At 45.9% G+C, this 12,478-nt stretch carries 12 protein-coding genes and 1 tRNA gene; 9 read left to right on the forward strand and 4 right to left on the reverse strand.

Annotated elements, in window-relative coordinates; all coding sequences use genetic code 11:
* Positions 1 to 4 precede the first annotated feature (4 nt).
* Positions 5 to 415 (forward strand): hypothetical protein, encoded by a 411-nt coding sequence (locus tag WC496_11705; GenBank protein ID MFA5293680.1) that lies wholly within the window; start codon positions 5 to 7, stop codon positions 413 to 415.
* Here WC496_11705 and WC496_11710 read toward each other — a convergent pair.
* Positions 412 to 1,740 carry an alpha/beta fold hydrolase gene (locus WC496_11710; protein ID MFA5293681.1) on the reverse strand — a complete coding sequence of 443 codons (1,329 nt, stop codon included), beginning with the start codon at positions 1,738 to 1,740 and terminating at the stop codon, positions 412 to 414. The two genes, WC496_11705 and WC496_11710, sit on opposite strands and share 4 nt — an antisense overlap.
* 466 nt (positions 1,741 to 2,206) lie before the next feature.
* Between WC496_11710 and WC496_11715 the strand changes: the two genes are divergently transcribed.
* From WC496_11715 to mraY, 3 genes are all read left to right on the forward strand, one after another.
* Positions 2,207 to 3,646: a UDP-N-acetylmuramoyl-L-alanyl-D-glutamate--2,6-diaminopimelate ligase gene (locus WC496_11715; protein ID MFA5293682.1), complete on the forward strand. Its 1,440-nt coding sequence runs from the start codon at positions 2,207 to 2,209 to the stop codon at positions 3,644 to 3,646.
* Positions 3,643 to 4,995 (forward strand): UDP-N-acetylmuramoyl-tripeptide--D-alanyl-D-alanine ligase, encoded by a 1,353-nt coding sequence (gene murF, locus WC496_11720; protein MFA5293683.1) that lies wholly within the window; start codon positions 3,643 to 3,645, stop codon positions 4,993 to 4,995. Before WC496_11715 ends, murF begins: the two co-directional genes overlap by 4 nt.
* Before the next feature lie 98 nt (positions 4,996 to 5,093).
* A complete protein-coding gene (gene mraY / locus WC496_11725) occupies positions 5,094 to 6,143 on the forward strand; it encodes a phospho-N-acetylmuramoyl-pentapeptide-transferase (GenBank protein ID MFA5293684.1) in 1,050 nt (349 codons plus the stop codon).
* 86 nt (positions 6,144 to 6,229) lie between these two features.
* Here mraY and eno read toward each other — a convergent pair whose 3' ends face one another.
* The 3 genes from eno to WC496_11740 form a co-directional block, all read right to left on the reverse strand.
* Entirely contained in the window at positions 6,230 to 7,516 is a 1,287-nt protein-coding gene (eno, locus tag WC496_11730) for a phosphopyruvate hydratase (protein ID MFA5293685.1), read from the reverse strand.
* Between the two features lie 127 nt (positions 7,517 to 7,643).
* On the reverse strand, positions 7,644 to 7,889 hold the full coding sequence (locus WC496_11735; protein ID MFA5293686.1) for a hypothetical protein: 246 nt from the start codon (positions 7,887 to 7,889) through the stop codon (positions 7,644 to 7,646).
* A gap of 76 nt (positions 7,890 to 7,965) precedes the next feature.
* Positions 7,966 to 8,472 (reverse strand): PH domain-containing protein, encoded by a 507-nt coding sequence (locus WC496_11740; protein ID MFA5293687.1) that lies wholly within the window; start codon positions 8,470 to 8,472, stop codon positions 7,966 to 7,968.
* A gap of 167 nt (positions 8,473 to 8,639) precedes the next feature.
* Here WC496_11740 and WC496_11745 point away from each other — a divergent pair, with 167 nt between their 5' ends.
* The 5 genes from WC496_11745 to WC496_11765 all read left to right on the forward strand — a co-directional run bounded on the left by WC496_11745 (position 8,640) and on the right by WC496_11765 (position 12,311).
* Complete coding sequence (locus WC496_11745) at positions 8,640 to 9,326, forward strand: phosphatidylserine decarboxylase (GenBank protein ID MFA5293688.1); 687 nt, start codon at positions 8,640 to 8,642, stop codon at positions 9,324 to 9,326.
* Positions 9,310 to 10,248, forward strand: coding sequence for a phosphatidylcholine/phosphatidylserine synthase (locus tag WC496_11750; GenBank protein MFA5293689.1), 939 nt, complete (start codon positions 9,310 to 9,312; stop codon positions 10,246 to 10,248). Before WC496_11745 ends, WC496_11750 begins: the two co-directional genes overlap by 17 nt.
* Positions 10,249 to 10,356: 108 nt before the next feature.
* Positions 10,357 to 11,199 carry a methyltransferase domain-containing protein gene (locus tag WC496_11755; protein ID MFA5293690.1) on the forward strand — a complete coding sequence of 281 codons (843 nt, stop codon included), beginning with the start codon at positions 10,357 to 10,359 and terminating at the stop codon, positions 11,197 to 11,199.
* Positions 11,200 to 12,180, forward strand: coding sequence for a dihydrolipoamide acetyltransferase family protein (locus tag WC496_11760; GenBank protein ID MFA5293691.1), 981 nt, complete (start codon positions 11,200 to 11,202; stop codon positions 12,178 to 12,180).
* A gap of 57 nt (positions 12,181 to 12,237) precedes the next feature.
* Positions 12,238 to 12,311 (forward strand) — tRNA-Arg (locus WC496_11765).
* Positions 12,312 to 12,478: the final 167 nt, after the last annotated feature.

The following is a 12,478-nucleotide window of genomic DNA, read 5'->3' on the forward strand; positions in this document are numbered from 1 at the left end:
AACTATGAAAAAAAAATACAGATACAAAGGATATGCGCTGGCGGGAACTATGATGTTTCTTCTGCTTGTACTGATTATGTGGATGGGCGTTACCCGGCAGATGGGGACAAATTTAAGGCTGGAAAAACATCTTCAGGCTCAAAAAACATATTATGACGGCAGTGTCCGGGCGCTTTCATGGGCACTGACACTTTCTGAAACGGGTTATCCGTACACAGGTTTTGCTTCCAAGTCTTACTGGGTGCCGGTTGGTGAAGACGGCGATGAAAAATACGTAATAACTTATACGAGAAAATCGGATTATTTTACTCTTTTCCCTTTCAAGTGGTTGTATAACTACACCGTAACTGTACGTCCTTTTGTTGCGGGGTCAGACGATGGTATACAGCGTGCGCCGAACACTTTCGGCAGTTAGCCGTTTCTGCTGATTCTCCAGCGGCCTGACTGCTGTTTTGCTCTGCCGAATTCGAACAGTTCGAGAATATTCTGAAAATATTGCTGTTGAGTGCCAATATTAAAACCTTCTTCTGTCTGCGGAGGAGTCAGCCACAGCATTTTGGGATTCTTTGCCTTCGTATAGAGGTCGACAGTTTCCTGCCGGCCGGATTTATCGCTTTTAAAACTGTTTGCGACGAGAACAGGGCAGGGGCTTATCTGGGAAATCTTTTCATATAGTCCCTCTGTTCCCAATGCAGACTGACCGATATCGGCAAAAACAATCGACCTGATGGTTTTCGATAAAGTCTTTTCCATCCAGCCCGGCAGATAATCTGACACCCATTCCGGTAAAGAGACATCGTAACCCGAAGCGTTGTCGATTACCACTCCCGTGAAACGTTCATCTTCGGACGCTGCGGCGATAAGAGCGGATGCGCCTTCGTTGATGCCGAATCCAAAAACGTATCTGCTCGATTCCGGGCGGTTGTTTTTAAGATAATCAATCGCACCCAGGACATCGCCGGCTTCATCGATTCCAAAACTGTATTTGTGTCCGCTGCTGTTGCCGTTGCCGCGAAGGTCGAACAAAAATACATTGTAGCCGGTGTCGCTGAGTATTTTTGCATAAGACAGGAAAAGATTTTTCGTCGGACTTCGTCCGGGGACGATTATTACCGAGGAATCCGATACACGCGTTGATGAAGGAATGAACCAGCCGTCGAGCCTTGCGCCGTCTTTGGCGTTAAAGTAAACCTGACGGTATTCCATATCCATCAGCTTTTTCGGGCTGGCGGCATCCGTAAATTTTATCCAGTGAGTTGTAAAAACCGCGACCAGATATGGTATTACCGCGAAAATCAGAATGGCAAAACGAAAAACAGTTTTCGCAGTGTTTTTTGTTATTTTGTTTTTTTGATTTGTTCCGAGAACGATTAAGAGAATCCGGTTGATGAATTTGTCCAGCAGCCACAGAATCGCGTAAACAGAAAGCAGAAAATACACCGCAATAGGCAGCTCGGCCCAGTTAATCCGCACATGAGGCATTGTTTTTGAAAAAGCAATCAGATAAGCCGTCACAAGCAGGGTGATAAAGATGAATAAAAAACCATAAGGCATAAAACTTTTTTTGATATTTGGCGGTCGGAAAATCAGCAGATACGACAGAACCAGCGGAATAGACGAAAAGTGAACCAAATCAATGACTGAGTTCATGGCCAGAAAAAACCGGCCTATGAAAAGCCATATTGCCAATGAAACGATAAGAAGAGTGTAACGCAGCAGCCCGCCTTTTGAATAAAACATATTTTACCCCATCATAGTAGTTTTCTTTTCCCCTATTATAGCAGAATTTGCGGTTTTTTTAAAGGCTAATGCCTTAATAGATGCATTAAAAGATGATAAAAACTGAAATTGGGTTTCAATGCGCCAAATTATAGGGCGTGCTTATAAAAAATTTACCCCGGCAGGCTGTGAAAAATCGATTATTTTGGCCGACAGGAGGTTTTTCTTTATTATATGTGCCGCGAGATTGAACCATCGCTTTGCGCCGTCAGGAACGACATTGTCGCCGGGAGGGGATATTTTCCCGACAGAACGGAAGGCTGTCCTGCGGATGAGAGCCTCTATGTTTTCTCTTGTCCGGCATAATTTTTAATTATACATTCTTTACTATTGATATTGAATAAAATCATTTGTTAAAATACAGACTTGTGTTATTCTTTCGGCTGCGTTCAGTACCGGTTTATTATCTGGATTTGAAGGCGGAACAGTGACATTAGAACAGTTATTGAAACTTGTAGAGAAAAAACCTCTGGTCTGGCGGCCCAGGGTTTGTGCCGATTCGAGAAATCTTCGGCAGGGCGACATCTTCGTGGCGGTAAAAGGCACGCGCACTGACGGCCATGACTTTATCGGCCAGGCTGCTGTCGCAGGGGCCAGATATATCGTATCGCAAAAGCCGGTAGCCGTTGCCTCGGCCGAGGTTATACAAACAGAAGATACGACAAAAGCTCTGGGCCTTTTGTCTCAGGCATATTACAACTATCCGAACAGCAAGCTGGTCAACCTCGCCGTTACCGGCACCAACGGCAAAACGACTACGACATATATGGTTCGCTCGATTGTAACCGGTACCGGCAAAAAGTGCGGCCTTATAGGGACTGTAACAGTCGATATGGGCAGCGGCGAAGATAAAATCGAAGCATCTATGACGACTCCGAACGCCCTTGAGCTTGCCTCGCTTGCCGACAAAATGGCAGGTGCAGGTTCGGAATATATGATTATGGAGGCCAGCAGCCACGCGATAGAGCAGAATCGGCTTGCGGGAATAGATTTCGCCGCCGCGGCGTTTACGAATTTTACAGGCGACCATCTCGATTATCACAAGACAATGGAAGCGTACCTGGCGGCCAAGCTGAGGCTGTTCGAGAATCTTTCGCCTGAAGCGACAGCGGTAATAAACAAAGACGACCCGGTATTTGAACAAATTGCCGCCGCCACAAAGGCGAATAAAATATTCTATTCGCTTTCGACAGAAGCCGATTTGACCGCCCGGATGATTTCGATGGATATAAACGGTACGGTTTTCGAGATTTCATTCAGAGGAGAAAAGGTCAAGCTTTCTTCTCCTCTCATCGGCGAACATAATCTGAGCAATCACCTTGCCGCGGCGGGACTGGCGATTGGCGCAGGATTCGACCTTAAAACAATCGCAAAGGGACTGTCAAAACTTGCCAAAGTGCCGGGAAGACTGGAAAAAGTTTCCTGCTCGAAGGACTTTACCGTACTTGTGGATTATGCCCATACCGATGACGCCCTGAAACATGTCCTTTCGACGCTCAAACCGTTGTGCAGGGGCAGTCTGATAGTTGTTTTCGGCTGCGGCGGCGACAGGGACAAGACCAAAAGACCGCGAATGGCACAGGCCGCCCAGCAGTTCGCCGACAGAATTTTTGTTACCAGCGATAATCCGAGAACTGAAAAAGCATCGGCGATAATAGATGATATACTTACAGGTTTTGTCAACCCGCAGGCTGATGATATTACCGTTCAGCCGGACAGGGAAAAGGCAATCGCCGAAGCAATACAAAACGCCAAGGCGAACGATATAATTCTTATTGCCGGTAAGGGACATGAAAATTATCAGATTATCGGTACGGAAAAACTTCACTTCAGCGATATTGAAACGGCATTAAAGTTCCTGCAGTGAAACCACTATCCATAAAAAAAATTGCTGAAATCATAAATACAGAGACATCTGAAATTTCAAATCTGAAATTTCAAATCTCAAGTGTGAGCATCGACTCGAGAAAAATACCGCAGGGTTGTATGTTTTTCGCGATTAAGGGAGCAAATCACGACGGCCATGATTTTATCAGCCAGGCTTTCGAAAACGGCGCATCCTGCGCGACGGTACAAAAACAAATCTCCGGCGAAAAACCTTTGCTGCCTGTCGATGATACGATTGCAGCTCTCGGAAGTCTTGCGCGGTATGTGAGAGAAAATTCGTCGTATAAGGTTATAGCTGTTACAGGCTCGGCGGGAAAAACGACTACAAAGAACATAATCAATCATGTTCTAAAAAATAGTTTTAAATGTTTTTCATCGCCGAAGAGCTTCAATAACAATATCGGCGTTCCGCTTACGATATTGGATGCCCCCCAGGATGCCGAAATCTTGATTTCAGAGCTTGGCAGCAATCATCCCGGCGAAATAGAGCAGCTTACAAAAATAATCCAACCCGATATTGCCGTTATAACAACGATATGTCCTGCTCATCTGGAAGGTTTCGGAACCATAGATGTTATAATAAAGGAAAAGGTTTCTATAACGGCAGGTTTAAGAGCAGGCGGAAAATTTTTCATTAACGGCTCGATAAAAAATCTTGTCGATTATTGCCGGGATAAAAAATTATCCTTTGAAACTTTTGAGATGCCGGATTTTAAGCTTTCGGGCGATAAAAGCATTTTTGTTATCGATAATGTTACGGTGAATTTGCCGCTTGCCGGCAGGGCGAATGTTGAAAACGCTATGGCGGCATGGGCGGTCTGTAAAAGTCTCGGCGTTTCAGCTTCTCAGTTCGCCGATGCTCTTGTCTCGATAAAACCTGTCGATATGCGGCTCGAACTTTTGAAGCTTGGCGAATGCTCTGTACTTTGCGACTGTTACAACGCCAATCCCGGCTCGATGGCCAACGCACTCGAAACCCTGTCGCTGATGGCCCAGCAGCAGGGGAAAAGAGCCGTCTTTATTTGCGGAAAAATGGGCGAACTCGGCGGCCAGAGCGAAAGACTTCACGCCCAGCTTGGCGAAAAAATCGTTCAGTATAAAATACCTGTCCTGCTGACTACGAAAGGCGACTGTGCCGTCGCCGGCCGGACTGCCGAAAAACACGCCGATTATGACATTTCGGTCGGCATATTCGAAAATACCGCACAGCTTTGCGATAATCTGCATAAATTTATCAAACCTGACGATATAATACTGGTCAAAGCTTCTCGCAGTGAGCGTTTTGAAGCGGTTATTGACAAGTTAAAGGGACTTTTTATCGGACAATAATAAAGAATATGATTTACCATTTACTTTCATTTTTAGAAGATTTCGCAACCCGTTCACTGGGTTTTTACGCTTGGCAGGAAGTGCTCTTCAGGTGCATAATGGCGGCTCTTACAAGTCTTGTAGTCGCGTGGTTTTTGGGCCCGAAAATTATCCGCTGGCTGATGCGGAAAAAAATCGGCGACAGACCTGAGTTTCATCACGAAAAACTGAACGCGCTCAACAAGGAAAAAGAAAATACTCCCACGATGGGCGGACTTATTATTCTCATAGCCGTTATGGCGGGAACTCTACTGTGGGCCAAACTAAATAATCCGTTTGTGCAGAAGGCGATAATCCTGATGATATGGTTTGGCGGAATAGGCGCCGCCGACGACTGGCTTAAACTGACGAGCAAAATCCGTCAGCGCAGCAGGAACGGCCTCAAGCCGTGGGAGAAACTGGCGTTCCAGTTCGGCGGGGCGGTTCTTATCGCGACGTTTTTGTATTTCGACGTTCAGAAAATACCGGATGCGACACGGTTCTGGCTGCCGTTTTACAAATACGGCATTCCAATAACCGGCTGGCTGTTTGTTCTTATCGCGATATTTTATATTTCAGCGACGAGCAACGCGGTTAATTTGACAGATGGAATGGACGGACTGGCGGCCGGCTGCGTCGCGATTGCGAGTATAACGCTGGTACTGCTTTGCTATATGGCGTCGGAGTCGATGACGAGAACTTCGTCAATGACATGGGCCGGTTATCTTCTCCTGCCGCATATTCCGCACTCAGGCGAACTAAGTATATTCTATTCGTCTATCCTCGGAGCGACGATGGGTTTTCTATGGTTCAATTGTCACCCGGCTCAGGCGTTTATGGGCGATGTCGGCTCACTGCCGCTTGGCGCGGCGATGGGCTATGGCGCCCTGGTTACAAGAAACGAAGTTTTGCTTTTAATTATCGGCGGCGTGTTCGTGATGGAGCTTGCGAGCGTGGTTTTGCAGGTTGGATATTTCCGCTACACCGGCGGAAAAAGATTGTTTCGATGCGCACCGATTCATCATCATTTTCATCTTGGCGGCTGGTCTGAGCCGCAGGTTGTGGTGCGATTCTGGCTTTTGGCCGCGGCATTTGCGGCCCTTGCCCTGGCCACTATTAAAATCCGCTGAAAAAGATTTTATTGTAAATACAAATAAAAACCCCCGGTTTATTGACCGAGGGTTTTTGTGTTTTTTAATTTCCGCGTAATCCGCGGTTACTCAAACAGGAACGAGCCGTACTGTGCCGCGCTGCCGAGTTCTTCGTGAATCCTGAGAAGCTGGTTGTACTTACAGATTCTGTCGGTTCTGCAGGCCGAGCCTGTCTTAATCTGGCCGATACCGGTTGCTACCGCTAAATCTGCGATTGTGCTGTCTTCCGTTTCGCCGCTGCGATGGCTTATAACTGCCGTCCAGCCTGCTCTCTTGGCCATATTAATCGCTTCAAATGTTTCTGTCAGAGTGCCTATCTGATTTAATTTGATAAGAATCGAGTTCGCTGCGCCCATCTTGATGCCTTTGGCAAGACGCTCGGTGTTGGTAACGAATAAATCGTCGCCTACGAGCTGGCATTTGTCGCCGACAGTCTGGGTCAGTTTGGTCCAGCCTGCCCAATCGTCTTCGGCAAGGCCGTCTTCAAGGCTGACGATCGGATATTTGTTAATCCAGCCTGCCCAGTGCTTTGCCATATCGTCTGATGATATTTTCTTATTCGGAGCTGATTTGAAGAATTTATATTTCTTTGCGCTTTCGTCCCACAGTTCTGTTGCCGCAGGGTCGAGAGCAATGGCTATTTGTTTTCCTGCCTTGTAGCCTGCCTTCTTTATTGCGTCGAGAATTACCTCGATTGCCTCATCGTTTGACTTCAGCGACGGTGCGAATCCGCCTTCATCGCCGACAGATGTGTTATAGCCTTTTTTCTTCAATACACCTTTAAGGGTATGGAAAACTTCAGCGCCCATTCTCAGTGCCTCGGGGAAATTTACTGCGCCGATAGGCATAACCATAAATTCCTGGAAATCGACGTTGTTGTCGGCGTGCTTTCCGCCGTTGAGGATGTTCATCATCGGAACAGGCAGAACGTTCGCGTTGCATCCGCCCAGATATCTGTAAAGCGGCAGGCCGACAGAAGCTGCGGCGGCTTTGGCGACTGCGAGTGAAACGCCGAGGATTGCATTTGCGCCGAATTTTGCCTTGTTCTTTGTGCCGTCAAGCTCAATCATGAGCCTGTCGATTTCTTCCTGGGCCAGGGCTTCGCAGCCGATAACTTCGGGAGCGATTTTTGTATTAACATTATTCACCGCGCCGAGTGTGCCTTTGCCCATATATCGTTTGGCCTTTGTATCGCGAAGTTCGACCGCCTCGTGGGCTCCTGTACTTGCTCCGGACGGAACGGCGGCTCTGCCGAACGAGCCGTCTTCGAGCGTAACATCGACTTCTACGGTCGGATTGCCTCGTGAATCGAGGATTTCTCGTGCTCTAACGTCAACTATTGTCGTAAACATCTTATTATTCCTTTCTTATTCAGGGGTTAGGGTATAGGGTTTAGGGGGTAGGAAACCGAATCTCTAAACTTATACCGAAAACTATTTCTTTACGGGAAAAAGAAGGTAACTATTTTGCCCCAATTAGTCAAGTCCTATTTGCGGATGCGCCACCGCCTCCAAGCGTGCTTGATACTCCAATCAGGAAACCAAATTCATACCATCTGCCATTGTTGTTCGTTTCATACATACTGACATTCGAATTGAACAGACTGATGATGAAAGTAATGGGCGCTATCAGCCCATGCCATAATCCTGCCCAAAATCCTGCAGGGTTTGCACCAGGCTGTTTGTATTTTGAGTTCGTTCCTGCAACTGCGAGGTAATTTGCCATGAGATTCCTTTCTATTATTTATATTATTTCCCGCCCATTTTTTTGTCAGTGGATTCTAATTCCAGTCGGTTACATTTTATAACCGACTAAATTCCTTGATTTTCATTACGAATTTTTCAGGTTCATTCGGTGTTACTACTATGGTACGATTCGGAAATCTTAGAATCACGGCTTTTTTGAAATCGGTAGCGAATGCTCTGTAAGAGCCAAGTTTTTTATTGTAAAACAATCCTGCGAAGCAGAACATGCCTCCGTTGCCAAATGTTCGCAAGGATTTTGCCATTGCTGTCGGGTCGATTTCTGCTGATTTCAATTCGGATAAATTTATTTTTGTATTCCAGCCGAGCCGCTGAATTAACAGAGTGTTATCAGTTAATATATATCCGCGGATAATGAAAAATGATGAAATGATGAGAATTGCCAGCGGCACAAAGATTGTGACGATACTGCCTTGTCGGCCTGAAGAAAAACCTATATAAGAAATTCCGATGAGAATTATTGTCAAAACAGCAGTTAGTATTTTAAGTAAAGTTCCCCATGGTGCAGTGAATTCTGAATTGCCTGATTTGTTGGAACTAACCATATCTACTCTTAGCTAAAAATAATACAATGGGGATTATACCTCGATAAATATCATAAATCAATCCGGAAATTGTTTCTATGCCTTGTTATTTTTGATTTTTAATGTATATTTCTCTGTGGCCTCTGTGAGCTCTGTGGCTATAATAATATTTTCTCTGTGGCTAATTTATGAGAATACCAATAACAAAATATGGTTTGCCGCAGGTTGCGATTTATCCCGGCCTGTGCGCTGTTGCGATGGTCATAGCAATCGCTTTGGCAGCGGTCAATATTGTCCTGTTTTGGATAATTGAAGCTGTTTTGGCGGTTGTTTTAATCTGGATGTTGTCCTTTTTCCGCGACCCGTATCGCCGGGTACCGGCAGGGGACGATTTAATCCTTTCGCCGGCCGATGGCACGATAAGCGATATCGAAATTGTCGATGAGCCGAGCTTTATCGACGGAAAAGCGACCAGAATAGGCATATTTTTGAGTATTTTCAGCGTCCATATCAATAGAACGCCCTGTGCCGTCAGAATAGAAAATATTACCTATCACAAAGGCAGGTTTATAAACGCCCTTAATCCCGATAGCGGTAAAGTCAATGAGAGCAACAACATAGCAATGACCCGCCAGAAAAACCCCAATGATAAGATGCTTGTCCGTCAGATAAGCGGGGCAATCGCAAGGCGAATTGTCTGCGACGCCGAGCAGGGTCAGGAATTTACTGGCGGAGCCATTTTCGGAATGATAAAATTCGGGTCGAGAACTGAACTTTATTTGCCTGCCGAAAGCTCAGCTAAAATAACCGTTAAAAAAGGCGACAAGGTAAACGCGGGCTTATCGATACTTGCTCAATATGACAGAATCGGTTAACAAATCAGAACGACCCAGACGCGGCCTATTGCGGAACGTCCGCAGGCACAGGCTCAAATATATCGCCATATTGCCTTCGCTGGTTACTCTCATCAACGGCACCTGCGGTTTTGCCGCGATAGTCTTCGCAGCCAAGGCCGGTCAGGCCGACCTTTCCGGTCTCGATGTCTATCATAAACAATTTCCGTTTTTCTCGATGGCAGGCTATATGATTTTTTTCGCGATGATTGCCGATATGCTCGACGGTCATTTGGCCCGTATAAGCCAGAGCACCAGCAGTTTCGGCGGTCAGCTCGATAGTCTGTGCGATGTAATCAGCTTCGGCGTAGCGCCGGCGTTTCTAATGCTGCGGGTAGTCGAAAGCAGGGTCAGCATTCATCCGGCCTTCGATGTTTTTGTTTATAGATTCCTGTGGCTGGCCGCTGCGATATATATCAGTTGTGCCGCCATTCGTCTTGCGCGTTTCAATGTTGAAAACGAAGAGGACGAGGCGAGCCATATGAATTTTTCAGGTCTTCCATCGCCTGCAGCGGCAGGAGTAATTGCCAGCCTTGTCATTCTCAATCAGGATATAATAAAAAAGCTCAGCGAAGAATACACATTTTTTGCCGGGCTTAGCCATAACATTATCATAGCCGTTCTTCCTTTCGCGGCACTGGCCGCTGCGATTTTAATGGTCAGCCGGATTAAATATCCTCATCTTGTTAATCAGCTTGTTCGCGGCCGAAAGCCCTTTGCCTATCTTTTATGGTCGATAGCGATTGTGGTAAGCATAGTTTATTGTTTTGAAATCGCATTAGCTTTTGTTTTCTGCGGCTTTGCGGCCAGCGGCTTCGTCAAATGGTTTTACTGCCGTTTCATTACTCATAAACAAACCGGCCAGGAAATTGAAGAACCGCCGGTTGTTACAGTTTCGCAGTGATTGTGAAATTCCGCTTTTTTCCGTCTGCAAACAGCTATCGGGCTGTTTTCCCTTGCGGCTTTTTACGAAAATGCTATCATTATCCGTTTAATTAAAGGAGTACGACTTTTGAAGGAAAGCAAGAAACACATATCGCGTGAAATAGGCCTTGAGATTGGTCATATTGTCGGCAAGGGTCTGTTCCAACTTGACCATTTGCATTACGGCCTGTGGAAAAAGGGGATTGAACCCTGCATTCTCAATCTTCATATCGCCCAGGACGAGTACTGCAAATTTATAATTTCGCATATTCCGGCCGAGGTGAAAACGATTCTCGATGTCGGCTGTGGCACGGGAGCTTTCTCGAAGAAGCTCGTCGATATCGGCTACAAAGTCGATTGCGTCAGCCCAACGCCGTATCAAAACAAGCTGGTTGAAGAACTGCTCGGCGATACGAGCGAAATTTTTAAATGCAAATTCGAAGACATTCAAACCAATAAAAAATACGATATGATACAGTTCTGCGAAAGCTTCCAGTATATAGACCTTGACAGGGTTGTCGATATAGCGGGGGGCCTGTTAAATGACGGCGGTTATATGCTTATATGCGATTTCTTTAAAACGCAGTCTCAGGACAAGTGCGGCCTCAAGGGCGGCCACAAATTTGAAAAATTTAAGACTATTATGCAGGCCTCGCCTTTCAAAATAATTGAGGACATAGATATTACCGCCGAAACCGCGCCGAATATGGATATAGTTGACAAGGCTGCGAAAGAGGTGGTGATTCCTATTGCCGACGCTGTTGACAGATTCCTGCAGAGCCGGCATCCATTACTTACGAAATTGGCAAAATGGAAATACAGAAAAAAAATTGAAAAAGCTCAGCAGAAATACCTGTATGGAAAAAGAACCGGCAAAGATTTTGCCGAGGCCAAAACATACCGGTTGTTTGTATGCCGAAAGGTAAAATAAATGGCTAAGGAAATTAAACTGCCGCAGATGGGGCAAACGATGGAAGAAGGCACTGTCGTAAGCTGTAAAGTTAAGGCAGGACAGAAAATCAGTAAGGGCGAAGTTATCTTTGAAATCGAAACTGATAAAGCCACTCTCGAAATGGAATCGCCCGCCGAGGGTATTGTAAAAAATGTTCTTGTCCGGGAAGGACAGACGGTGCCGGTAGGTGAAGTGCTCCTGACTCTCGAGGATGAAAGCGTAAAGAAAGAGACGCCTGCTGAAAAGAAAACAGCCCCTGCGCCGCAGAGCGGGCCTGCCTATAAGCCCGGCCAGAAAATACCGCTGAGCAAATTCGGCAAAATCATCGCTGAAAAGATGCTCCAGTCCAAACGCGAGATACCGTGCTTTTATCTCAATGTTGTTGTTGATGTTACGGAACTGATTTCATTTCGTGAAAAACTGAACGCCTCTGCCGGCGTTAAAATATCTTTCAATGATTTAATAATCAAGGCGCTTGCTCTCGGAATGACGCAATGGCCGATTATGACGGGCCGGTTCGAAGGTGATTCTATCCAGCTTGCCGATTCCGCAGGCGTAGGACTTGCCGTTTCTGTAAAAGGCGGATTGGTTGCTCCGATAGTAAAAGACGCTGATAAAAAAACCATTGAAGAAATTGCACAGTACAGTGCCGCTCTTATCGAACGTGCACGTGCGGGAAAATTATTACCTACCGACCTTGAAGGCGGCTGCATAACCGTAAGCAATCTTGGCACATTCGGCATCGATTCGTTTATTCCTATCGTTGTTCCCGGCCAGTGCAGTATTCTCGGCGTTGGAAAAATAACCGATACCTGCATGTCGGAAGACGGGAATATTGTCGTTAAAAAACTTATGAAAATGACACTTGCCGTCGACCATAGAACAGCAAATGGTGCCGAGGCCGCGCAGTTTTTGGACTATGTGGCTAAACTGCTCAGGGACCCGACGAAACTGGCGTAATAAGTAATAAGACTGGACAAATCTTTTAGCTCAAGGGATAATTAATTAATCCGATAAGTCCCCGTAGCTCAATTGGATAGAGTGCTGGCCTCCGAAGCCAGAGGTTTCGGGTTCGACTCCCGACGGGGATATTTTCTGCGAAGCGTATCATATATAAATCATGAGATTGAATGCCCGATAATATTGTACTTAAAAGATATTAATGCCTCAAATCAGCCTTTTTCTCGAATTATCGGCGGTATTTAATACTATGGTAAAGGAGAGTAATAATATCGCCGAAAAACTTAACGTAACTATA

Source organism: Phycisphaerae bacterium (assembly GCA_041652575.1).
Lineage (GTDB): Bacteria > Planctomycetota > Phycisphaerae > Sedimentisphaerales > UBA12454 > UBA12454.